Source organism: Kitasatospora sp. NPDC096128 (assembly GCF_040303105.1).
Taxonomy (GTDB): Bacteria; Actinomycetota; Actinomycetes; order Streptomycetales; family Streptomycetaceae; genus Kitasatospora.
The window spans coordinates 1-23,222 of sequence record NZ_JBEOSP010000011.1 but is presented as its reverse complement, the minus strand read 5'-3'; the positions used below and the strand labels follow the sequence as shown (position 1 = coordinate 23,222).

Here is a 23,222-nt window from a genome sequence, read left to right as displayed (position 1 = left end):
AGCATGAGCCTGATGACCCCGGCCGCACAAGCCCGTCCCGGTTCCGCCGGGCAGCACCGCGCCACACCCGACGAGGCCCGCCGGCACGACCTGGCGGCGTTCCTGCGCAGCCGCCGCGAGCGCATCGCGCCCGAGCAGGTCGGCCTGCCGCTGACCGGCCGCCGCCGCACCCCGGGGCTGCGCCGGGAGGAGGTGGCACAGCTGGCCGCGGTGGGGGTGACCTGGTACACGTGGCTGGAGCAGGGGCGGGACATCCAGGTGTCCGCCCAGGTGCTCGACGCCGTGGCCCGGGCACTGCTGCTGGACCCGAGCGAGCGGGCGCACCTGTTCACCCTGGCCGGCGCGGACGACCCGGCGCCGGTGACGGAGTGCCCCTCGGTGACGCCGAGCGTACGGCTGGTGCTGGAGCAGCTGGCGCCGTACCCGGCCGCCGCGGTCAACTCCCGCTACGACATCCTGGCGCACAACGTGCCGTACACCGCCATCGTCGGCGACCTCGGGGAACTGCCCCCGGAGGAGCGGAACCTGATGTGGCTGGCGTTCACCCCCTCGCGCTTCCGCGACGTGCTGATCGACTACCGGACGGAGCGCCTCGGCATGGTGGCCCGGTTCCGCGCCGCGATGGCCGACCACTCCGCGGAGCCGGCCTGGAAGGCCCTGCTGGCCCGGCTGCGCAAGGCCTCGCCGGACTTCGAGGAGGAGTGGCAGCGGCACGAGGTGATGCGGCCGGGCAACGGGATCAAGCGCTTCCAGGTGCCGGGCGTGGGTCTGCTGCGCTGCGAGTACACCAACTTCTGGCTCGGCCCCCGGCTCGGGACGCGGCTGATCAGCTACACCCCGCTGGATGAGGAGACCCGCGTCCTGATGGACCGCCTGCCCGCCTAGCCACGCGCCGCCGCGGAGGCGCCCCCGGGTATCGCCTCGCGCCCGAGCAGCAGGCAGACCGCCGCCAGCGGCAATTCGACGCAGCAGGCCATCACCAGGGCGGCGAGCACCGCGTGGCCCTGCCCGGCGCAGGCGATGTCGGCCAGCGCGTCCCCGGCCAGCAGCAGGGCCACCGCCCCGCCCAGCCACGGGGCGGCGGCACTGCCCCGGCGCAGCAGCGCGTCCAGCGAGAGCAGCGCGGCGAACTCCGCGAGGTCCAGCACCACCCACGGGGTCTCGTGGTTGACGGCCAGGATCATCAGCCAGGGCAGCAGCCCGACGGCCGCCAGCCGCGGCAGCCGCCGGAACCGCTCCGGCAGGACGTACGCCGGAGCCCCCGAGACGACGGCGAAACTCATGCCGCACCCCCGGCCCGCACCCGCTCCAGCGCGAGCCGCTCGACCGGCCCGCCCGGCTGGTGCCCGACCTGCACCGCGTCGTACGGCCCCTCGGCCAGGGCGAGCCAGAACTGCCCGGCCACCGTGACCACCTCGGCCACTGCCGCCCGGACGGTGCCGAACAGCCGCCGCCCGCCGGTGAACACCACCGAGGGCACCCGGCCGTCGGCGGGCAGCCGCCCCCAGGCGAGCACGTGCGAGCCGCGCCCGGTGGAGGACGGGCTGCGCCGCGCGCCGCGCACCAGCTGCGGGGCGAGCCGGGCGGCGACCAGGACGTCGGCCAACTCGCCGTGCTGGTACAGCTCCAGCGCGGCCCGGCCACGGCCGGACCCGACGCTGCGGAGCGACCAGGGCCCGGCCCCAGCGGGCAGCGTCCCCTCCGGCCCCGGCGCCGGGCGGAGCGCGCCCCCGGGAACACCCCCGTGGTCCCCGGGGACGGGCCGCCCGTGCGGCGGAGTGGCGGAGTGCGATGCGGTGCTCGTCATGTCCCCAAGCCTTCCGCCCGCAGGGGCCGCTTGTCGGTGGTGCTCCACACCGAATCGGGGGTGTATCTAGCTACACCCCCGGCGGGTACCCCCCTTCATGGCGGCCGTTGATCACCGGGCCCTACGCTGTCCGGCATGCCCTCCACCACGTTGCGCCGAGCGCTCGTCAGGAGCCTTCGGCGACCACCGTGGTCGGCAGAGGCCTGGCGGGAGACCCGCTTCATAGCCGCCGGAATACCCTTGGCCCTGCCGGCCTGGCTGGCCGTCACCGAGTCCAAGCTGCTCTTCCCGGTCCTCGCGGTCCTGCTGGGCTGTGCCCGCCCGCTGTCGGCTGTCCAGCGCGGCCGGCTCCGCGCCCTGCACGGCGTGGTGGTGCCGCCGCCGCGCCCCGGGGACGCCCAGAGCCGGCTGATGGGCCGGCTGCGGCTGGTGCTCAGCTGGCGGCAGACCGTCTACCACCTGCTGGTCGGCCCGCTGCTGGCACTCGGTGCGGCACTGGTGGTGTACGCCTGGGGCGCGGCTCTGGTGCTGACCACGGTGTACGGCTGGATCTGGCTGATGCCGCCGTCCGTCGACCTGCGCGGGGACTGGCCCGAGTTGGTGGCGTTCACGGTCTGCGGCCTGCTGCTGGCGGTGATGACGCCTTGGCTGGCCGGGCTGATGGCCTGGCTGGAGGTCCGCGCGGCGCAGCTGCTGCTCGGCCCCGACCGGACGGAGCAGCTGGAGCAGCGGGTCGAGGAGATCGCCGAGAGCCGGGCCGGCCTGGTCGACGCGGTGGACACGGAGCGCCGCCGGATCGAGCGGGACCTGCACGACGGCGCCCAGCAGCGCCTCACCTCCCTGGCGATGAACCTGGGCCTGGCCCGGCGCACCCTCAAGGACTGCCCGCCCGACGCCATGCAGGTGATCGTGGCCGCGCACGAGGAGGCCCAGGCCGCCATCGACGAGCTGCGCGACCTGGTCCGCGGCCTGCACCCGGCGGTCCTGGAGGACCGCGGCCTGGACGCGGCGCTGTCCGGCATCGCCGCGCGCGCCCCGCTGCCGGTGCGGCTGGACGTCGAGGTGTCCGAGCAGATCGCCCCGACCGTCGAGGCGGTCGCCTACTTCACCGTCTCCGAGGCGCTCACCAACGTGGCCAAGCACGCCCGGGCCCGGCAGGTCGACGTCTCGGTGCGGACGGCCGGCGGCCGGCTGCGCCTGGTCATCAGCGACGACGGCGTGGGCGGCGCGGACGCCTCGCGCGGCACCGGGCTGACCGGTCTGCGCCAGCGGGCCGGCTCGGTCGACGGCACGCTGTCCGTTCTCAGCCCCCTCGGGGGCCCCACCACCATCACCGTGGAGTTGCCGTGCGCGCTGTGATCGCCGAGGACTCGGTCCTGCTGAGGGTCGGTCTGGTCAAGGTCCTGGAGGCGGTGGGGTACGAGGTGGTGGCCGCCGTCGGGGACGCCATCGAACTTCTGGCCGCCGTCGAGGAGCACCGCCCGGGGGTGGTGGTCGCCGACGTCCGGATGCCCCCGGGCTTCCACGACGAGGGGGTCAAGGCGGCGATGGTGATCCGGCAGCAGTGGCCGGAGACCGCCGTGCTGCTGCTCTCCCAGTTCGTGGAGGAGCGCTACGCCGCTGACCTGCTGTCGACCAACACCAGCGGCGTCGGCTACCTGCTGAAGCAGCGGGTGGCCAATGTGGACGAATTCGTGGACGCGCTGCAGCGGGTCGCCGAGGGCGGCACCGCGCTGGACCCGGAGGTGGTGGCCCAGCTGCTGGTGCGCCGCCACCGGGATCCGCTGGAGAAGCTGACCCCGCGCGAGCGGGACGTGCTCTCCCTGATGGCGGAGGGCCGTTCCAACGCGGCCATCGCCGCCGCCCTGGTGGTCAGTGACAGTGCGGTGGCCAAGCACATCAACTCGATCTTCACCAAGCTGGACCTACCGTCGGCCGACGACAGCCACCGCCGGGTGATGGCGGTGCTGCGCTTCCTGGAGGTCGGGTAGCCGTGGACGGTGCGAAGGTCTGGCGGGTCACCGGGACGCTCGCGATCGTCCTGGTGATGCTCGCTGCGGGGTTGCAGACCTGGTCGGCGGTGGTGCAGCAGCGGACCACCACGTCCAAGTCGTACCCCATCGTGATCCACCGGGTCAGGCTGGAGACCGGCAGTGCCGCGGTGCGGCTGGTCGCGGGCGAGGAACGCCAGGTGGTGGTCCGGCAGCGGCTGGACTGGATGGTGCGCAAGCCGGTGGTGTCGGCCACCTTCGACGGTGACGTGCTCACCGTCGGGATGCACTGCCGGCAGGTGCTGCCGCTCGCCGACCTCGGCTGCGGTGCCCAGATCGATCTGGAGGTGCCGGCCGCGACCGAGGTGACCGGGTCGGTGACCTCCGGCTCGATCTCGGTGGAGGGTCTGAGCGGCAGCGTGCGGATGGAGCTGACCTCCGGTGTGCTGCAGCTGGCGGACACCTCCGGCGAGGTGTGGGCCCGGGCCACCTCCGGCCTGGTGCAGGGCAGCAACCTGAGCGCGCCGCGGGTGACCGCCCGGACCACCTCGGGCTCGGTGGAGCTGGTCTTCGGCAAGGCCCCGCATGCGGTGGACGTCGGTGCCACCTCGGGTTCGGTGACCGTGACCGTGCCGAAGGGCAGCCGCTACGCGCTCTCCAGCGACATCGGCAGCGGCAGTGGCCGGATCGACCCGGTGCTGGCGGATTCCACCAGCTCGGACACCATCCACACCGAGGTCACCTCGGGTTCGGTCACGGTCGGCCCGTCCTCGTAACTCGCCAGCAGGGGCCGGCGGGGGCCTCCGCCGCGGCCGCGGCGGAGGCCGCTCACCCGGGTGGGGGACAATGGAGAGTCCCGTCCCCGCTACCCGAGGTCAGCCGCGCATGACTGCCACGCCCGCACCCACCGCGACCGAGTCCGAGTTCGCGCCGCTGGACATCGGCCCGATCCGGGTGTGGCCGCCCGTCGTGCTGGCGCCGATGGCCGGCATCACCAACGCCCCGTTCCGCACCCTCTGCCGGGAGCAGAGCGGCGGCAAGGGTCTGTACGTCTCGGAGATGATCACCACCCGGGCGCTGGTCGAGCGCAACGCCAAGACCATGCAGCTGATCAAGTTCGACCCGAGCGAGAAGCCGCGCTCGATCCAGCTGTACGGGGTGGACCCGGTGACCGTCGGCAAGGCGGCCCGGATGATCGCGGACGAGGGCCTGGCCGACCACATCGACCTCAACTTCGGCTGCCCCGTCCCCAAGGTGACCCGCAAGGGCGGCGGCTCGGCGCTGCCGTACAAGCGCAACCTGCTGCGCGAGATCCTGCGCGAGGCCGTCGCCAACGCCGGGGACCTGCCGGTGACCATGAAGATGCGCAAGGGCATCGACGACGACCACCTCACCTTCCTGGACGCCGGCCGGATCGGCGCCGAGGAGGGCGTGGCCGCGATCGCCCTGCACGGGCGCACCGCCGCGCAGCACTACGGCGGTACGGCCGACTGGTCGGCGATCGCCCGGCTGCGCGAGGCCGTCCCGGCGCACGTCCCGGTGCTGGGCAACGGGGACATCTGGTCGGCCGACGACGCGCTGCGGATGATGCGGGAGACGGGCTGCGACGGCGTGGTGGTGGGCCGCGGCTGCCTGGGCCGGCCGTGGCTGTTCAAGGACCTGGTCTCGATCTTCGAAGGGGACGTCGACTACGCCCGCCCCGACTTCGGCTACGTGGCCCGGGCGATGGTGCGCCACGCCCAGCTGCTCGGCGAGTGGCTGGGTGACGAGGCGCGCGGTGTGGTCGACTTCCGCAAGCACGTCGCCTGGTACACCAAGGGCTTCTCGGTCGGCTCCGAGCTGCGGGTGAAGCTGGCGAACTCCTCCTCGCTGGCCGAACTGGCCGAAACCCTCGCCCAGGTGGAGCAGACCCAGACCTGGCCGATCGGCGCGGACGGCCCGCGCGGGCGCACCAGCGGCAACGGCCGGGTGGTCCTGCCGGAGGGCTGGTTGGACGATCCGTACGACTGCGCCCGTCCGGGTGAGGACGCCGAATCGGATACCTCTGGCGGATGATCTAGCCGATTCGGCAGATTCGGCCCACCGGAGCCGCTGGCCACCCGGTCCCAGCCCTCTTGTCCATTCTGGACAGGAGGGCTCCTTTTTGGCGTCCGGATGTCACGGAACGGGCACGTTCCTGGACGGAGTGCGATGATTGGCGCAGGCGTTCTACGTTCGAGCGGCGAGACGGGCTGGTGACGCTTGCCACATGCGCCGGTGACTGACGGTCGGTCAGTGGACGGAATGGACAGGTCGACCGTGAAACGCTTCCCGAAGCCGGTTCGACGCCGATCGGCCGATCCGGGTGCAGGAAATCAAGCCGGGGCAACGCGACCGACCCGCGGTCGCTACCCAGCGTCCGGATCGGGCGATCTTCTTGTTTCGCCGCCTTCAAGACTTGAACACTGGCTAGCGTCAGGGGGACGATTTCACCAACAGAGGTGAACGCCTTTATGCGCTTTCGATCTATCGGGTTACCGCTCGGTACCGGCCTCGTGTGGCCTATTCAGGGCAGAGAAGTGCCTTCGAAATGGGTATGTTCTCCGGCGTCAGGGCAACCGCGTACGAGGAGACCGACCCGTGCCGTCCCAGCAGAAGTTTGTTTACTCCTTCACCGAAGGAAACAAGGACCTCAAGGATCTTCTTGGCGGCAAGGGCGCGAACCTGGCCGAGATGACCAACCTGGGCCTCCCCGTCCCTCCGGGGTTCACCATCACCACCGAGGCCTGCAAGGTCTTCCTGGAGACCGGTAGCGAGCCGTCCTCGCTGCACGAGGAGATCAGCGCCCACCTGGACGCCCTCGAGCAGGAGATGGGCAAGAAGCTCGGCCAGGCCGACAACCCGCTCCTGGTCTCCGTCCGTTCCGGTGCCAAGTTCTCCATGCCCGGCATGATGGACACCGTCCTGAACATCGGCCTCTCCGACGCCTCGGTGGTCGGCCTGGTCGCCCAGTCCGGCAACGAGCGGTTCGCCTGGGACTCCTACCGCCGCCTGGTCCAGATGTTCGGCAAGACCGTGCTGGGCGTCGACGGCGAGCTGTTCGAGGAGGCCCTGGACGAGGCCAAGCACGCCAAGGGCACCGTCAACGACCTGGACCTGGACGCTTCCGACCTCCGGGAACTGGTCGAGGTGTTCAAGGGCATCGTCGAGCGCGAGACCGGCCGGCCCTTCCCGCAGGACCCGCGGGAGCAGATGGACCTCGCCGTGCACGCCGTCTTCCACTCCTGGAACGGCGACCGCGCCCGGCTGTACCGCCGCCAGGAGCGCATCCCGAACGACCTGGGCACCGCGGTCAACGTCTGCACCATGGTCTTCGGAAACCTCGGCGAGGACTCCGGCACCGGCGTCGCCTTCACCCGCGACCCCTCCACCGGCGCGCAGGGCGTCTACGGCGACTACCTCTCCAACGCCCAGGGCGAGGACGTCGTCGCCGGCATCCGCAACACGCTGCAGCTGTCCGAGCTGGAGAAGCTCGACAAGAAGTCGTACGACGAGCTGATGGCGATCATGCAGAAGCTCGAGAACCACTACCGCGACCTCTGCGACATCGAGTTCACCATCGAGCGCGGCAAGCTCTGGATGCTGCAGACCCGGGTCGGCAAGCGCACCGCCGCGGCCGCCTTCCGGATCGCCGTCCAGCTGGTCGACCAGGGCCTGATCGACCTGGACGAGGCCCTGATGCGCGTCACCGGCGGCCAGTTGGCCCAGCTGATGTTCCCGCGCTTCGCCCCGACCGGCGAGTCCAAGCAGATCGGCTGGGGCCTGGCCGCCTCGCCCGGCGCCGCGATCGGCAAGGTCGTCTTCGACTCCTACACCGCGGTCAAGTGGTCCCGCTCCGGCGAGAAGGTCATCCTGGTCCGCCGCGAGACCAACCCGGACGACCTGGACGGCATGATCGCCGCCGAGGGCATCCTCACCTCGCGCGGCGGCAAGACCTCGCACGCCGCCGTCGTCGCCCGCGGCATGGGCAAGACCTGTGTCTGCGGCGCCGAGGAGCTGGAGGTCGACACCAAGTCGCGCAAGTTCACCACCGCCGACGGCCTGGTGGTCCACGAGGGCGACGTGGTCTCGATCGACGGCGCCACCGGCAAGGTCTACCTCGGCGAGGTGCCGGTCCTGCCGTCCCCCGTGGTCGAGTACTTCGAGGGCACCCTGCACGCCGGCGCCGACGTCCAGGGCGGGCTGGTCCAGGCCGTCCACCGGCTGATGTCGCACGCCGACGGCCGCCGCCGGCTGGCCGTGCGCGCCAACGCCGACAACGCCGAGGACGGCGGGCGCGCCCGCCGCTACGGCGCCCAGGGCATCGGCCTGTGCCGCACCGAGCACATGTTCCTCGGTGAGGAGCGCCGCAAGGAGGTCGAGCACCTGATCCTCGCGGACAACGACAAGGACCGCGAGCTCGCCCTCTCCACCCTGCTGCCGCTGCAGAAGGCCGACTTCCTGGAGCTCTTCCAGGCGATGGACGGGCTGCCCGTCACCGTCCGCCTGCTCGACCCGCCGCTGCACGAGTTCCTGCCGGACATCACCGAGCTGTCGGTGCGCGTCGCCCTCGCCGAGGCCCGCAAGGACCCGAACGAGAACGACCTGCGCCTGCTCCAGGCGGTGCACAAGCTGCACGAGCAGAACCCGATGCTCGGCCTGCGCGGCGTCCGCCTCGGCCTGGTCATCCCCGGCCTGTTCGGCATGCAGGTCCGGGCCATCGCCGAGGCCGCCGCCGAGCGCAAGCTGGCCGGCGGGGACCCGCGCCCCGAGGTGATGATCCCGCTGGTCGGCACCGTCCAGGAGCTGGAGCTGGTCCGCGACGAGTGCGAGCGGGTGCTCGCCGAGGTCGTCCAGTCCACCGGCGTCAGCCTGGAGATCAAGCTCGGCACCATGATCGAGCTGCCGCGCGCCGCGGTGACCGCCGGTCAGATCGCCGAGGCCGCCGAGTTCTTCTCCTTCGGCACCAACGACCTGACCCAGACGGTCTGGGGCTTCTCCCGGGACGACGTGGAGGCCTCGTTCTTCACCGCCTACCTGGAGAAGGGCATCTTCGGGGTCTCCCCGTTCGAGACCATCGACCGCGACGGCGTCGGCTCGCTGGTCAAGCACGCCGTCCAGGCCGGCCGGGCCACCCGCCCCGACCTCAAGCTCGGCGTCTGCGGCGAGCACGGCGGCGACCCGGAGTCGGTGCACTTCTTCCACGAGGTGGGGCTGGACTACGTCTCCTGCTCCCCCTTCCGGATCCCGGTGGCGCGCCTGGAGGCAGGCCGCGCCGCCATCGAGTCGGCGGGCAGCGACTCGCGCTGAGAGGGTAGGCATCCCCTACTCACGCGCGGGTACGACTGACCGCTCACCCTCCCGTCGGGAGGGCGTACACCGGAGCTCGGCGCAGGAGAACCGGCGTACGTGACACGGCCGGGCGGGAACGGACAACGGCGTCCGTTCCCGCCCGGCCGTACGTCTGCGCGCGCCGCGTGTGGTGTCCGTCATGTGTGTGACTGGCCGAGCCGCGCGCCGCCGCCTGCCAAGCTGGACCGCATGACCAGAAGCAAGAGCCCGCTCGTCGTCGTGGCCGTCCTGATCCTGGCCGTGCTCGCCGGAGTCGGCTACCTGCTCGCCGGCAAGGGCGGCAGCAGCCACCCCAAGGCCGCCGCGAGCGCCACCACCACCGCGGGCGCCTCGGCCCCCAAGCCCACGGCCCCCAAGCCGTCCCCGCCGGCCGGCGGCGCCGCCACCCCGAGCGGCACCTGGGTGCCCGCCGACCCGGCGCTGGCCGACGTCTGCCGCACCAAGCTCCCCAGCCAGGCCCAGGACACCCTCGGCCTGATCGCCAAGGGCGGCCCCTACCCGTACAACCGGGACGGCATCGTCTTCGAGAACCGCGAGAGCCGGCTGCCGAAGAAGGGCAACGGCTACTACCACGAGTTCACCGTGCTCACCCCGGGCTCCGACGACCGCGGCACCCGGCGGGTCGTCACCGGCGGTTCGGGCGAGCAGTACTGGTCCGCGGACCACTACGCGACCTTCCAGGAGATCGACCCGCGCTGCTGAGCGACCGTTTCATGGAAAGTACTTTCCAACTCGGAAAGATGGTGGCACAGTGGAGCCATCGTCACCTTCCGAGGGGGAAACCATGAGTGACTCCGCTCCCACCCCGCCGCTGTCCGCCACCGAGGCGCTGCGCCTGGCCGACCGGGCCGACGCGGCCGCCCGGCGGCCGGGCGAGCTGCCCCGCTGGTACGGACCGGCCTTCGCCTTCGCCTTCAGCGCCTACGGCCTGGGGATCGGCCAGGCCATCGAGGCCGGGCAGTTCGCCCTGATCGGCGCGCTCGCAGGCGGCTTCGCCGCCCTGACCGGCGGCCTCGCCCGGGTCGCCATGCGCAGCGACGGCATCGTCCGCCGGGGCATGCCGAACGGCATCGGCGGCCCGGTCGCCCTGGCGGTCCTCGCGGTCTGCGCCGCGGCGGCGGCCGGGATGGTGCTCGCCTGGCAGGCGGGCGGCGGCCCGAGCTGGATCGGCGGGGCCGCCGGGCTCGCGGCGGGTTCGACCTTCTGGGCGGGCACCAGCCGGCTCAACCGCCGGGTCCGGAGCCTTCAGGAGACCGACTGATGGCCCCCGCCCTGGACCCGCTGCTCCAGCACGCCACCCGGCTCACCGCGCTCGCCTTCCTCGGCGCCTGCCAGGAGGCCGAGTTCGGTGCCGTCCGGGACCACTGCGAGGTCTCCGACTCCGTCCTCAGCAAGGCCGCCACCGCCCTGGAGGAGGCCGGCTACCTCACGGTGAAGAAGGGCTACGTCGGCAAGCGCCCGCGCACCTGGCTCGCAGCCACCCGCGAGGGCCGCGCGGCACTCACCGCCCACCTCGCCGAACTCCACCGCCTGGTCGCCGCCGCCGAGGCGGCCGGAGCCCGACACGCCTGAAACGCCGACTGGTTCACCGTGCCCGCCGCCAGCTGATCCGGCCGTGCGGGCCGTGCGGGCCGGTGGTGACCAGGGCGGTCAGCTCGTGCAGCACCGGCGCCGGGTCGCGGCGCAGCTGGACCGGGGTGCTGCGGACCACCGGCAGCCCGGCGGCGGTCAGCCGGTTGGCGCGGGCCAGGCCGCGCTCGTGGTCGGCCGGGCGCAGGTGGTAGGCGCGGGAGTCGATCTCCAGGGCCACGCAGGCGTGCGGCCAGTAGGCGTCCGGCACCGCCAGGAAGCGGCCGTCCAGGAAGAGCACCGGGTTCCACAGCGGCTCCGGCAGGCCCGCGTGGGCGAGCAGCTCGCGGGCCTCGCCCTCCACCACGGACCGCGTCCCGGCGGTCAGGTCATCCACCACCCGGGCCACCTGGGGCAGTGCCAGCGCCCCCGGCCGGGCGAGCAACTGGTCCAGCAGCTCGCCGAGTTCGCAGTGCCGCCGCTGCACCGCCTCGGCGCACAGCGCCCGGAAGCGGCGCTGCCCGGTCTCCCGCGGCGCGACGTCCGCCAGTGCTCGGGCGACCGGGGCGCTCCACAGTCCGTCGTCCCGTTCGAAGCCGCCCGGCATCGCCCCGGACGCCCGGTGGATCCGGACGAACTCCCGCTCCCGGATCCGCCGTTGGCCGGGGATCAGCACGTCGACCTCGGCCAGGTCGGCGGGGTGCCCGGCGCTCGGCAGCCCTGCGTCCGCCAGCACCGCGAATCCGGTCAGCAGCACCTCCCCGGGGTGCGGCTCCCGGCCCTTGGGGCCCGCGTACGCCAAGGCCGCCCGCAGTATCTGATGGGCCGTCAACCTCCCGTTCTGCAGGCAGATCACCCGCGGCAGCACCTGCTGCCAGGGGCCGCCCGGCCGCAGCCGGTGGGCGATCGTGCCGGAGGGCACGCCGAGCCGGCGCAGCTGCGCCCGGGTGGCGATGTGCTGGTGGTCGGCGCCGAGCAGGGCGACGGGGTCGAGCGGATGTGCGCGGGTCATACCCGGGTGCTGCCCACCCGGGTCGGAGGTATGCGAAACATCCCTCGTCGGGGGCTTCCTTGCAACGGTGTTGACGAAACGCCGGTCGAGCCGCTGTGCTGGGAGGCCCATGATGATCGAACCCAACGGGCCGGCGCTCGACGCGCTCAACGGCCTCTCCGTCGGTGACGCCCTCGGCGCCCAGTTCTTCGTCCCGGAAACCGCCCGGGCCCACTTCGCCTCCCGTACCGAACCGCCCGGCCCCTGGCCGTGGACCGATGACACCGAGATGGCCTGCTCGGTGTACGCCGCCCAGCGCGAACGCGGCGCGATCGACACCTTCGACCTCACCCACGCCTTCGCCCGCCGCCACGACTTCGACCGCGGCTACGGCCCGGCCGCCAACCGGATGCTCCGGCTGGTCCGCGAGGGCGGCGACGCCGAGGCCCTGGCCGCCGAACTCTTCGACGGCCAGGGCTCGTACGGCAACGGCGCCGCGATGCGGGTCGCCCCGCTGGGGGCGGCGTACGCGGGCGACCTGTCCGCCGTGATCCAACTGGCCGCGCGGACGGCCGTGATCACCCACACCCACCCGCAGGCCGTGGACGGCGCGATCGCCGTCGCGGTGGCGGCGGCCCTGGCGGTCCGGGCCCGGACCGGGGGCACGACGCCGGAGACCTTCCTGTGCGAGGTGGCCTTCCGCACCCCGCTGGGTGTCGTTCGCGACGGCCTGAACGAGGCCGTCGGCCTGCTCGCGGAGCAGGACCGGGTGCTCGCGGCGAGTGTGCTCGGCAACGGCAGCCGGACCTCGGCCGCCGACACCGTTCCGTACGCCCTCTGGTGCGCCGCCCTCTGGTTGACCGACTACCGGACCGCCGTGCGCGAGGCGATCGCGGCCGGCGGCGACATGGACACCGTCGCCGCGATCACCGGGGGAGTGGTGGCCGCCCACACCGGCACCCACGGCATCCCGGCCGCCTGGCTGGCCGCCCGGGAACCGCTGCCCGGCTGGGCGTTCCCGGCACCCGGGGCGGTCACCGGCGGCCGGGGCCGCGCGGAGATCCTGGTCCCGCGCCCGCACCCGGTACCCGAGGTGGAATGGACCGACGAGCAGTGGCAGCGCATCCGGGCCGGGAGGCACACGGAGGCCCTGGACGGCCGCTGGGCGGTCCACACCCACCAGGGCTCGGTCAGGATCTGTCGCCCGGACGACGGCCATCCGGTCTGGGAGGTGGTGGTCGCCCCGGTCCGCAACGGCTGGCGGCCGGTCTCGGCGATCGCCGAGACGAGCCACGACCGTTGGCCGGTGCGGCCGCAGGAGCCGCACGGCCTGGCGGTCCTCAGCTGGATCCTGAAGACCGCCGCTACCGGCGAACGGCTCCCCTTCAGGCCGTGATCATCAGCTGCCCGGCGCCGCTGCCGCCCTGTCTAAGGCACTCCTGGTTGATCGCCGGATCCGGGGCGCTCGGCGAGGTGGCGGCGGCGATCCGCAGCTCGATGATGTCCCGGACGGCCGGCCACTCGGAGTCCAGGATCGAGTAGAACGCGGTCGAGCGCACCACCCCGTCCAGCCCGCGCGAGTGCGCCCGGCGGACCCCCTCGGAGGTCGCGCCGAGCCGCTCGATCGCGGCGCGCGAGCGCAGGTTGCGGGCGTCCGCGCGCAGCGAGATCCGCTGCACGCCCCAGGTCTCGAAGGCGTACCGCAGCATGAGCAGCTTGGCCTCGGTGTTGATGCCGGTGCCCTGGGCGCGCGGGGAGAGCCAGGTGTTGCCGATCTCGGCGGCGTCCGGGACGGCCGTGGCCGGATCGCCGAACGGCACGCCGGGCACCGGCGGCCACACCATGGGGCCCTGCCAGTAGTCGAGTTCGAGGAACCGGGTGGAGCCGACCACCCGGCCGTCGGCGGCGTTCACCGTCGCGAACGGCAGCGACCGGCCCGCGGCCTGGTCGGCGAGGGCGCGCGCGATGTAGTCGCGGGCCGCTTCCAGGCCGTGTGGGACGGGGGTGAAGGCATAGGTCGTACGGTCCTCGGCGCCGGCCGCGGCGATGGCCTCGGCGTGGTGGGCGGCGAGTGGCTCCAACCGAACGGTGCGGCCGGTGAGGAAGACAGGTGCTGGCACGGAACCTTGGTCCTTCATCGGTCGTAGGGCGCATCCCGCGCCGGGGTGCGGCACGGACTGCGGTGGACAGGGGTTTCGCCCCGGCCCGGTTTCCGGCTCCGGGTACCCCTGTGCGCCGGAGCAATCCGGTCGGATGGGGCGGAGCGGCGGCCCGGAACGGGCGGCGAGGGTGCCGGAACGGACACGGATCCTCGGACCGGTCCGGCGGGAAGAGCGAGGGGACAGTGTGCGTCCGGGAAATGGCCGAGGAGGAGGCGGGTGCGCGAAGGGAAGCAGGCGGCCAGGTGAAGGCAAGGTGCGTCGTGGGTGTCTGCCCGACAGCGATCCGGGTCGTGATCGACGGCGTTACGGACGACGTGACGACGACGCGACGATGCGGGGCAGCGAGAGGACGATACCCGCCAGAACGCGGTGCGTCACTTCACGGCGCTCGAATGTCGCAGCGGGCCGCCGGTGCGCGCCCCGGAGCGGGCTGTTGAACACCCGTGACCAGGGGCTTTCCCCGCGGGTGCGATCATGGTCCGGAGCGGTCGGCGACGGCCCCCCGACGTGTCGCCGGACAGGGCGCCGGACGGGCCCCGGACGGGTCCCCGGCGGGACCGTCCACCGAGCGGTCGGCCGGAACGGGAATTCCATCGCGGCCCGACACGCTGGACAGGACGAGAGCCGGTCGGAGCGGGACGAGCAGAGAACGGGGAAGGGTGCGCGGTGCGAGACTTCCAGGCGCTGTACGAGCTGGATGAGCGGGGCGTGGCCGCCGTGGCCGAGGCCAACGCGGAGCTGCGCGACACCGGCGCCGGACTGGTGCTGCTCCAGCACTTCGAGGGCTTCATGGACGCCGGCGAGGCGGGCGGCCAGGTGGTGGCCCACCTGCTCGAAACGGGCTCCCCCCAGGTGGTGGCCCGCTTCGACCACGACCGCCTGGTCGACTACCGGGCCCGCCGCCCCGCGATGGTCTTCGACCACGACCACTGGTCGTCCTACGACCCGCCGGAGATCCTGCTCCAGCTGGTCCGCGACGCCGCCGGCGCCCCGTTCCTGCTGCTCACCGGCCCCGAGCCGGACGTCGAGTGGGAGCGTTTCGCGCGCGCCGTCCGTGCGCTGGTCGAGCGCTTCGAGGTCCGGCTCAGCCTGGACTTCCACGGCATCCCGATGGGCGTGCCGCACACCCGCCCGGTCGGCCTGACGCCGCACGGCAACCGGCTCGACCTCGCGCCGGGGTACCCGCAGTGGTTCGAGCAGGCGCAGGTCCCCGGCAGCGCCCAGGCCCTGCTGGAGTACCGCCTGGCCGAGGCCGGGCACGACGTGCTGGGCTTCGCCGTGCACGTCCCGCACTACGTGGCCCGCTCGGCCTACCCGGCGGCCGCGGTGCTGATCCTGGAGGCGGTGCAGTCCGCCACCGGCCTGGTGCTGCCCGGCACCCGGCTGCGCGAGCGGGTGGGCGAGGTGTACGCCGACATCGAGGAGCAGCTGGCCCAGGGCGACGGCGAGTTGCGCTCGGCGATCCGCGGCATGGAGGGCCAGTACGACGCGGTCGCGGGTGCCGAGAGCCGGGAGAGCCTGCTCGCCGAGCCGGTCGACCTGCCCTCCGCGGACGAGCTGGGGCGGCGCTTCGAGCAGTTCCTGGCCGAGCACGAACGCGGCGCGGAGTAGCGGAGCAGCGGTACGCCGCACAGGCGTCCGCGCAGCGGCCCCCGCGGGCGGGAGTCTTCGGCGCCGCCCGTACGTTGGTCCTGCGGTGCCCGGGGGACGGGCCGCCGTGTACGGAGCAGCCCGTGACCCGCACCCCCAGGGGGGACGCCATGCCGAGCACCACCCGCCCGACGGCCGTCGCGACGGCCCTGCTCGCCGCCCTGCTGCTGGCCGGTTCGAGCGGGTGCAGCGGCGGGGGCGGACCGGACGGAGCCGACGGTTCCGACCGGGGCTTCGCGGGCGCGGTGCCCGGCCGGGCACCGGCCGGCCCGACCCCGACCCCGTCCCCGACCCCGACGCCGACCCCCACGCCGCCGCCCACCAGCCCGTACGTGGCGCTCGGCGACTCGTACACGGCCGGGCCGAAGATCGCCCCGCAGGTCGGCGACCCGGGCGGCTGCGCCCGCTCCGGGGTCAACTACCCCTCCCTGCTGGCGAAGGCGCTCGCAGTGCCGTCCGGGCAGTTCCGGGACGTCAGCTGCAGCGGTGCCCGCACCGGAGACCTCAGGGCGGTGCAGAGGACCGACGACGGCCCCAACCCGGCCCAGCTGGACGCGCTGACCCCGGCCACCCGGCTGGTCACCCTCGGCATCGGCGGCAACGACGCCGGCTTCATGCAGGTCGTCACCGAGTGCGCCAAGGCCAATCTCGTGGACGCGGTGAAGGACCTGGTCGGCGAGGACCGCGCAGCCGCGCCCTGCCGGGAGCACTACGCCTCCGGCGGCACCGACGAGGTGCAGGCCCGGGTGGACGAGGCCGGCACGAAGGTCGCCGAGGCCCTCCAGGAGATCAGGCGCCGTTCCCCGCAGGCCCGGGTGTACGTGGTCGGCTACCCGGCGCTGCTTCCGGCCGACCCGGCGAGCTGCAAGCCGACGCTGGGCGGCACGCTCGCGCCGGCCGACCTCGGCTTCCTCGCGGAGAAGGAGCGGCAGCTCAACGGGATGCTCAAGCAGCGCGCGGAGGCCGCCGGGGCGGTGTTCGTGGACACCTCCGGGCCCTCGGCCGGGCACGACATGTGCGCGGGGGAGGACGCCCGCTGGATCGAGCCGCCCTTCCCGGCCCACGGGCTCACCCCGATCCACCCCAACGCCCGGGGGCAGGAGGCGGTCGCCGCCGTGGTGCTGAAGGCCGTCCGGGGCTGACCGCGCTCGCCGGACCGGCCCCCGGGGGACTGGACCGTTCGGGTCCGGCCGATTCGCCGGGGCGGTCACCGGCGCGCCTCCCACGGTTCACGCCCCGGTCCACACCCCTTCGCGCGCGGCACATCCCGCGTGTCGGGGGCTCGGCGTACCGTGAAGACCATATGGACGACACCACGCACCGCCTCGCCGCCCCGATCCCGTACGACCACGCCGCCGAGGCCCGCTGGGTCCCCGAACCGGACAAGCGTCCCGGCCGCACCGCCTTCCAGCGCGACCGCGCCCGGGTGCTGCACTCCGCCGCGCTGCGCCGACTGGCCGGCACCACCCAGGTGGTCGCCCCGATGCGCAGCGACTTCCCGCGCACCCGGCTCACCCACTCGCTCGAATGCGCCCAGGTCGGGCGGGAACTGGGTGCCGCCCTCGGCTGCGACCCGGACCTCGTGGAGACCGGCTGCCTGGCCCACGACATCGGCCACCCGCCCTTCGGCCACACCGGCGAGGAGGCCCTCGACCAGGCCGCCGAGGCCTGCGGCGGCTTCGAGGGCAACGCCCAGTCGCTGCGCATCCTCACCCGGCTCGAACCCAAGCGCTTCGCGCCCCCGGAGGAGCAGCCCGCCGCCCGGCTCGCCCCCTGGCCCGGCCGCAGCGTCGGCCTCAACCTGAGCCGGGCCGCCCTGGACGCCGCCACCAAGTACCCGTGGACCAAGGGCGCCCACCCCACCGACCCGGCCTCGTCCAAGTACGGCGTCTACGCCGACGACCTGCCGGTCTTCCGCTGGCTGCGGGCCGGCTCCCCGGCCGGGCGCAAGTGCTTCGAGGCCACCGTCATGGACTGGTCCGACGACGTCGCCTACTCCACCCACGACGTCGAGGACGCCCTCCAGGCCGGCCATGTCGACCCGGCTGCCCTGCGCGCCCCCGGCGAGCGCGGCGACCTGTTCAAGGTGGCCGAGCGCTACGCGCCGGACGCCGAGCCGGAGGAGCTCGCCGCCGCCCTGGACCGGCTGCTCGCCCAGGACTGGTGGCCGCGCGGCTACGACGGCACGGCGCGCGCCCGGGCCGGCCTCAAGGACCTCACCAGTCAGCTGATCGGCCGCTTCTGCCTGGCGGCCGAGCAGGCCACCCGCGCCCGCTACGGCCCCGGCCGGCTCACCCGCTACGCGGCCGAGCTGGTGGTGCCGCGGGAGGTCCGGTTGGAGGTCGCGGTGCTCAAGGCCGTCGCCGTCCGGTACGTGATGATGCGCGACGAGCAGGCCCAGCTGCGGGCCCGCCAGCGGATCGTGATCGCCGAGCTGGCGTACGTGCTGACCCAGCGCGCCCCCGAGGGCCTGGACCCGGTCTTCACCGCGATGTACCACGAGGCCGAGGACGACCGGGCCGCCCTGCGTACCGTGATCGACCAGATCGCCACCCTCACGGACGCCTCGGCCCTCGCCCTGCACGCCAAACTCGTCGGCGCCGCCTGGGCGTGAGGACCGCGGCGGGAGCCCCGGCCCGAAACCCCGGCCCGAAACCCCGGATCGAAACCCCGGCCGCCCCAGTAGACTTCCGGGGTGGCCGGGCGGATCAGGGACGAAGACGTACAGGCGGTGCGCAGCGCACTGCCGATCGACGCGGTGGTCGGCGACTACGTACAGCTCACCAACGGTGGCGGCGGCGAGTACAAGGGCGTCTGCCCCTTCCACGACGAGAAGTCCGCCTCCTTCTACGTCAACCCCGCCAAGGGCGTCTTCCACTGCTTCGGCTGCCAGGAGAACGGCGACACCATCGCCTTCCTGATGAAGATCGAGCACTTCACCTTCGCCGAGGCCGTCGAGCGGATGGCCGCCCAGGCCGGCATCACGCTGCGCTACGAGGAGGGCGGCTACAGCCCCCGCCACCAGCAGGGCGAGCGCACCCGGCTGGTCGAGGCGCACAAGGTGGCCGCCGCCTGGTACCAGGAGCAGCTGGCCTCGCCGGAGGCGGAGATCGGCCGCCGGTTCCTGGCCGAGCGCGGCTTCGACGAGGAGGCCGCGAAGACCTTCGGCGTGGGCTACGCCCCCGTGGGCTGGGAGCACCTGGTCCGCTACCTGCGCGGCAAGGGCTTCACGGACAAGGAGATCCTCCAGGGCGGCCTGGCCTCGCAGGGCCAGCGCGGCGGTCTGATCGACCGCTTCCGGGGCCGGCTGGTGTGGCCGATCCGGGACATCGCGGGTGAGGTGGTCGGGTTCGGCGCCCGTCGGCTGCGCGAGGACGACAACGGCCCGAAGTACCTGAACACCCCCGAGACGCCGATCTACAAGAAGTCCCACGTGCTGTACGGCATCGACCTGGCGAAGAAGGAGATCGCCAAGTCGGGCCGCGCGGTGGTGGTCGAGGGCTACACCGACGTGATGGCCTGCCACCTGGCCGGGGTCACCTCGGCGGTGGCCACCTGCGGCACGGCGTTCGCCGAGGACCACATCAAGATCATCCGCCGGCTGCTGATGGACACCTCCCAGTACCGCGGCGAGACGGTCTTCACCTTCGACGGCGACGCGGCCGGCCAGAAGGCCGCCCTGCGCGCCTTCGAGGACGACCAGAAGTTCGCCGCCAAGACCTCCATCGCGGTCAGCCCGGGCGGCATGGACCCCTGCGAGCTGCGCCTGGCCCAGGGCGACGAGGCGGTCCGGCAGCTGATCGACCACCCGGTCCCGCTGTTCGAGTTCGCGCTGAACACCGCGGTGTCGAAGCACCGGGTCGAGACCCCCGAGGGGCAGGCCGCCGCCATGGAGGAGGCCGCCCTGATCGTCGCGAAGATCAAGGACCCGTCGATCCGGCACGGCTACGCGATCCGCCTGGCCGGCATGCTCGGGGTCAACCCGGGCGACGAGCAGTTCGTGGTCCGCCGGATCTCCCAGCTGGCCCGCTGGGAGCGGGAGCGGCAGCAGAACCCCCGCGCCAACGGCCAGCAGCGGCGCACCGAGCAGCCCGTCACGGCCCCGCGCCCGGCCCAGCCCGCGTTCCGGCTCAACCCGCGGGACCCGGCCCAGTTCGTCGAGCGGGAGCTGCTCAAGCTGGCGCTCCAGCACCCGGACCTGGTCAGCCCGGCCTTCGACCAGTACGGCGAGGACGAGTTCCCGACCCCGCCGTACGCCGCCGTCCGGCAGGCCATCGCCAAGGCCGGCGGCGCCGCGTACGGGGCGGCCGTGCCCGACTTCACCAGCGCGGTGCGCGAGGCCTCCCCGGACGACCAGGTGCGCTCACTGGTGACCGAGCTGACCGTCGAACCGGTGCGGTCGCTCCGCAAGGCGGACGCGATCTACGCGGGGGAGTTCCTGGTCAAGCTGCGCCTGCTGGCCGTCGACCGGCGGATCGCCGAGGTCCGCGGCTACCTCCAGCGGCTGGGCCACCGGGCGGACGCCGAGCAGCTGCACGCGGTGCAGACCGAGCTGTGGCAGCTCCAGCAGTACGGCGACCAGCTGAAGAGCCGGGGCGCGGCGGCACTGTAGGGCGTGCCCGGGAAGTCCTGCGCAGAAAGTCGGCGCAGGAGTCTCGGCCACGGAGCGTGGCGTACCCCACACTGGAGGGCGTCCCACCTCCGTCCAGCGCGGGTCCGCCAGAGTCGCGCCCGCCCCGAGGGATGCCCGTGGACCAAGGCCTTGCCGCAGCGACCACCGCCACCAGACGAGCCGAGCCCGCCGGACGGGCCGCCCCCGCCGGACCGCCGACCGGGGAGCAGGAGACGGACCACGGCCGGGCCGGGTCCGCGCCCCCGGATCAGCGGGTCCCCGCCCAGGAGCTGCCGGAGGGCCACCCCGACAGTCCGGAGCCGACGGCCGGGCCGAACCCCGGGTCGGACACCGAGTCGGAGGCCGGGCCGAACCCCGGGTCGGACACCGAGTCGGAGGCCGGGCCGAACCCCGAGTCGGACACCGAGCCGGACCTCGACGACGAAGGCCCCGCCGAGCGGGCGGAGGGCGGCAGTCCGGCCGCCGACCTGCTGCGGCAGTACCTGCGCGAAATCGGCCGGATCCGGCTCCTCACCGCCGCCGAGGAGGTCGAGCTGGCCCGTCGGATCGAGGCCGGCCTGTTCGCCGAGGAGCGGCTGAACGGCGACCCGCCGCCGCCTGACCCGCTGGCCCGCGAGCTGGACTCCCTGGTGGTCCTCGGCCGGATCGCCAAGCGCCGCCTGATCGAGGCGAACCTGCGCCTGGTGGTGTCCGTCGCCAAGCGCTACGTCGGCCGCGGGCTGACCCTGCTGGACCTGGTCCAGGAGGGCAATCTGGGCCTGATCCGGGCGGTGGAGAAGTTCGACTACGCCCGCGGCTACAAGTTCTCGACGTACGCGACCTGGTGGATCCGGCAGGCGATGAGCCGGGCGCTGGCCGACCAGGCCCGGACGATCCGGGTGCCGGTGCACGTGGTGGAGCTGATCAACCGGGTGGTCCGGGTGCAGCGCGCGCTGCTGCAGGAGCGCGGCCTGGAACCGACCGCGGCCGACATCGGCACCGTCCTGGAGCTCACCGAGGTACGGGTCCGCGAGCTGCTCCGGCTGGCCCAGGAGCCGATCTCGCTGCACACCCCGGTCGGGGAGGAGGACGACGTCGCGCTCGGCGACCTGATCGAGGACGCCGATGCCGCCTCGCCCGCCGAGTCGGCGACCTTCCTGCTGCTGCGCCGGCACCTGGACGCCGTGCTGGCGACCCTCGGCGACCGGGAGCGCCAGGTCGTCCAGCTCCGCTACGGGCTGGACGACGGGCGCCCGCGCACGCTGGAGGAGATCGGTGCGGTGTTCGGCGTGACGCGGGAGCGGATCCGGCAGATCGAGTCCAAGACGCTGGTCAAGCTCCGCGACCACGCCTACGCCGAGCAGCTGCGCGGCTACCTCGAATAGCGGGTCTCCCGGGGCGTGCCGGCCGCGCCTCAGGACGCGGACGGGCTCGGCGAGGCCTGGTCGGTCGGCGGCGCCTGGGTGGCGCCCTGTGCCGGTCCGGTCGACGCCGGCCCCGACCCCGACGGCGACCCCGACGGCGAGTCGCTCGGCGTCGCCGTCGCGCCCCCGGCACCCGGGGGCGGGGAGGCGGGACCGATCGGGATCGGGGTGGAGGCGACCACCCTGGCCAGGTCGGTGACGGTCCCGGTGCAGTCGTTCCCGGTCGGCAGGAAGCCGCAGACCTGGAAGCCGATCGTCGGGTCCGCCGCGTTCAGCATCTGCGAGTAGTTGTCGTAGCCCCAGTGGATCATTGCGGTCTCGCTGTCCCCGGTGCTGTCGGTGATCACCGCGTAGTCCTTGGGCTCGCCCTCGGTGATCGCCGCCCAGGCGGCCTGGCAGGTCCGGCTGTACCGGAGGTAGACGACGACCTTGCCGATGACCTGGGTCTGCAGGGTGCGGGCGTCCTTGCCGCAGCCGGTGGTCTTGGGGTCCTTGTGGGCGCAGCCGAGGGCCCGGCAGGCGGGGTCGGTCGGGACGGGCTTGGCGGTGGCCGAGACGGTCGGGCCCGGCCCGTCGGCGGCCGAGGCCTGGTCGTCGTGGCGGCTGATCCGCAGCCCGACCAGCACCAGCAGCAGCGCCAGCACGGCCGCGCCGGAGACCAGCGCCACCGGGCGGCGCCACCAGGTGGCGGCCTGCTCGTCGGCGGGTGCGGGCTCGGGTGCGGGCTCGGGTGCGGGCGCGGGTGCGGGGGACGGCTCGGGGGCGGGTTCGGCCGAGCCGGGTTCGGGGCCGGACCCGGCGTCGGTCGGCGTCGAGGCCGGCTCCAGGGCCTCGGGCCGGGGCTGCTCGGCCGTCGGCCGGTCCGCCGTCGCCTCGGCCTCGGGAGCCACCGCCCGCTGCCACAGCCGGCGCAGCGCGGTCGCGTCGCAGTCGACCGCGCCGATCAGTGCCTCCAGCGCCTGCTCGGTGACCACCCGCTTGCCGTTCAGCCAGCGCTCCCAGGAGGCCCGGCTGTAGTGGGTCCGGGCGGCCAGCTCGGACAGCGAGAGTCCGGCGGTGTCCTTGAGGGTCCGGAGCTCCTCGGCCAGCCGGCGGGCGGGCTCGGACAGCTCCTCGGGCAGTTCCTTCCAGGCGGAAGCCAACGCAGTCCTCCATGAGTCGCGGGACGGGACGACGGTGGGACGGGACGGGAGGTTCGCGTCCGGTCCGGCCGTTCGGCGTCGGCCCTTCTCCAACCTCAGCGGCCTGGCGTCCCAAACCCCAGGTCATGGCGTTGAGACGGACGGAAGTGTCTCACAACCCCTCGGAACCCTCGAAAGTCACGTGTTCGTCGTGCAGAGTTCTCCTCGCCGGTGCGTTCCACCGCCCGGCGGTTTCGTTCGGGCCCCGGCCGGTCGGCCGCTGTCGGACCGATACGGAGTCCCGGAACCCCCCACCGGTCGGGGCAGCCTCGCGGGGGGAGGCTGCCCCGACCGACCCGGGACCACCCGGCGGGGGGGGGCGTTACCCCCGCCCTCCCCCCGCGGCCTTTCCGGGGCCGGGACGGCCCGACCCCCCACAAAGGTGGTAGCCCACGCGGACCGGCACGCCCCGCTCCAGCAGCCGGACGGGCAGGCGGCGTGCCGCCCCGCACCACCAGCGGGGAG

At 73.6% G+C, this 23,222-nt stretch carries 20 protein-coding genes; 15 read left to right on the top strand and 5 right to left on the bottom strand.

The window, feature by feature from the left end:
* Window positions 1-12 precede the first annotated feature (12 nt).
* Window positions 13-885 carry a helix-turn-helix transcriptional regulator gene (locus ABTY61_RS14720; protein ID WP_502895323.1) on the top strand — a complete coding sequence of 291 codons (873 nt, stop codon included), beginning with the start codon at window positions 13-15 and terminating at the stop codon, window positions 883-885.
* On the opposite strand, the gene ABTY61_RS14715 is transcribed toward ABTY61_RS14720, so the two are convergent.
* Both ABTY61_RS14715 and ABTY61_RS14710 read right to left on the bottom strand, forming a co-directional pair.
* A complete protein-coding gene (locus tag ABTY61_RS14715; RefSeq protein WP_350505354.1) occupies window positions 882-1,283 on the bottom strand; it encodes a hypothetical protein in 402 nt (133 codons plus the stop codon). The two genes, ABTY61_RS14720 and ABTY61_RS14715, sit on opposite strands and share 4 nt — an antisense overlap.
* Window positions 1,280-1,807 (bottom strand): hypothetical protein, encoded by a 528-nt coding sequence (locus ABTY61_RS14710; protein WP_350505353.1) that lies wholly within the window; start codon window positions 1,805-1,807, stop codon window positions 1,280-1,282. The genes ABTY61_RS14715 and ABTY61_RS14710 overlap by 4 nt, the downstream gene beginning before the upstream one ends.
* 240 nt (window positions 1,808-2,047) lie before the next feature.
* Here ABTY61_RS14710 and ABTY61_RS14705 point away from each other — a divergent pair, with 240 nt between their 5' ends.
* The 8 genes from ABTY61_RS14705 (at window position 2,048) to ABTY61_RS14670 (ending at window position 10,740) form a co-directional block, all read left to right on the top strand.
* Window positions 2,048-3,166, top strand: a complete 1,119-nt coding sequence (locus tag ABTY61_RS14705; RefSeq protein ID WP_350505352.1) for a sensor histidine kinase — start codon at window positions 2,048-2,050, stop codon at window positions 3,164-3,166.
* Complete coding sequence (locus tag ABTY61_RS14700) at window positions 3,154-3,798, top strand: response regulator (RefSeq protein WP_350505351.1); 645 nt, start codon at window positions 3,154-3,156, stop codon at window positions 3,796-3,798. Before ABTY61_RS14705 ends, ABTY61_RS14700 begins: the two co-directional genes overlap by 13 nt.
* Window positions 3,799-3,800: 2 nt before the next feature.
* The gene (locus ABTY61_RS14695) at window positions 3,801-4,574 is read left to right on the top strand and encodes a DUF4097 family beta strand repeat-containing protein (protein WP_350505350.1); all 774 of its coding nucleotides are present in this window, start codon (window positions 3,801-3,803) and stop codon (window positions 4,572-4,574) included.
* 109 nt (window positions 4,575-4,683) lie between these two features.
* Window positions 4,684-5,853 carry a tRNA dihydrouridine synthase DusB gene (gene dusB / locus ABTY61_RS14690; protein WP_350505349.1) on the top strand — a complete coding sequence of 390 codons (1,170 nt, stop codon included), beginning with the start codon at window positions 4,684-4,686 and terminating at the stop codon, window positions 5,851-5,853.
* Between the two features lie 564 nt (window positions 5,854-6,417).
* The gene (ppdK, locus tag ABTY61_RS14685) at window positions 6,418-9,126 is read left to right on the top strand and encodes a pyruvate, phosphate dikinase (protein ID WP_350505348.1); all 2,709 of its coding nucleotides are present in this window, start codon (window positions 6,418-6,420) and stop codon (window positions 9,124-9,126) included.
* 231 nt (window positions 9,127-9,357) lie between these two features.
* On the top strand, window positions 9,358-9,870 hold the full coding sequence (locus ABTY61_RS14680; protein ID WP_350505347.1) for a ribonuclease: 513 nt from the start codon (window positions 9,358-9,360) through the stop codon (window positions 9,868-9,870).
* 82 nt (window positions 9,871-9,952) lie between these two features.
* The gene (locus ABTY61_RS14675; RefSeq protein WP_350505346.1) at window positions 9,953-10,429 is read left to right on the top strand and encodes a hypothetical protein; all 477 of its coding nucleotides are present in this window, start codon (window positions 9,953-9,955) and stop codon (window positions 10,427-10,429) included.
* The gene (locus ABTY61_RS14670) at window positions 10,429-10,740 is read left to right on the top strand and encodes a transcriptional regulator (protein WP_350505345.1); all 312 of its coding nucleotides are present in this window, start codon (window positions 10,429-10,431) and stop codon (window positions 10,738-10,740) included. The genes ABTY61_RS14675 and ABTY61_RS14670 overlap by 1 nt, the downstream gene beginning before the upstream one ends.
* 13 nt (window positions 10,741-10,753) lie before the next feature.
* Here the strand turns inward: ABTY61_RS14670 and ABTY61_RS14665 are convergent, their stop codons facing one another.
* On the bottom strand, window positions 10,754-11,749 hold the full coding sequence (locus ABTY61_RS14665) for a putative endonuclease domain-containing protein (protein ID WP_350505344.1): 996 nt from the start codon (window positions 11,747-11,749) through the stop codon (window positions 10,754-10,756).
* 109 nt (window positions 11,750-11,858) lie between these two features.
* Here ABTY61_RS14665 and ABTY61_RS14660 point away from each other — a divergent pair, with 109 nt between their 5' ends.
* Window positions 11,859-13,124 carry an ADP-ribosylglycohydrolase family protein gene (locus ABTY61_RS14660; RefSeq protein ID WP_350505343.1) on the top strand — a complete coding sequence of 422 codons (1,266 nt, stop codon included), beginning with the start codon at window positions 11,859-11,861 and terminating at the stop codon, window positions 13,122-13,124.
* On the opposite strand, the gene ABTY61_RS14655 is transcribed toward ABTY61_RS14660, so the two are convergent.
* Complete coding sequence (locus ABTY61_RS14655) at window positions 13,114-13,848, bottom strand: GNAT family N-acetyltransferase (RefSeq protein ID WP_350505342.1); 735 nt, start codon at window positions 13,846-13,848, stop codon at window positions 13,114-13,116. The genes ABTY61_RS14660 and ABTY61_RS14655 overlap by 11 nt on opposite strands.
* Window positions 13,849-14,556: 708 nt before the next feature.
* On the opposite strand from ABTY61_RS14655, the gene ABTY61_RS14650 reads away from it, so the two are divergent.
* From ABTY61_RS14650 to ABTY61_RS14630, 5 genes are all read left to right on the top strand, one after another.
* The gene (locus tag ABTY61_RS14650; RefSeq protein ID WP_350505341.1) at window positions 14,557-15,501 is read left to right on the top strand and encodes a PAC2 family protein; all 945 of its coding nucleotides are present in this window, start codon (window positions 14,557-14,559) and stop codon (window positions 15,499-15,501) included.
* Between the two features lie 122 nt (window positions 15,502-15,623).
* Window positions 15,624-16,682: an SGNH/GDSL hydrolase family protein gene (locus ABTY61_RS14645; RefSeq protein ID WP_350505340.1), complete on the top strand. Its 1,059-nt coding sequence runs from the start codon at window positions 15,624-15,626 to the stop codon at window positions 16,680-16,682.
* Between the two features lie 161 nt (window positions 16,683-16,843).
* Window positions 16,844-18,154, top strand: a complete 1,311-nt coding sequence (locus tag ABTY61_RS14640; protein WP_350505339.1) for a deoxyguanosinetriphosphate triphosphohydrolase — start codon at window positions 16,844-16,846, stop codon at window positions 18,152-18,154.
* A gap of 81 nt (window positions 18,155-18,235) precedes the next feature.
* Window positions 18,236-20,152 (top strand): DNA primase, encoded by a 1,917-nt coding sequence (gene dnaG / locus ABTY61_RS14635; RefSeq protein ID WP_350505338.1) that lies wholly within the window; start codon window positions 18,236-18,238, stop codon window positions 20,150-20,152.
* Window positions 20,153-20,283: 131 nt separating this feature from the next.
* Complete coding sequence (locus tag ABTY61_RS14630; RefSeq protein ID WP_502895315.1) at window positions 20,284-21,537, top strand: RNA polymerase sigma factor; 1,254 nt, start codon at window positions 20,284-20,286, stop codon at window positions 21,535-21,537.
* Between the two features lie 29 nt (window positions 21,538-21,566).
* Here the strand turns inward: ABTY61_RS14630 and ABTY61_RS14625 are convergent, their stop codons facing one another.
* A complete protein-coding gene (locus tag ABTY61_RS14625; protein WP_350505337.1) occupies window positions 21,567-22,718 on the bottom strand; it encodes a helix-turn-helix domain-containing protein in 1,152 nt (383 codons plus the stop codon).
* Between the last annotated feature and the right edge of the window lie 504 nt (window positions 22,719-23,222).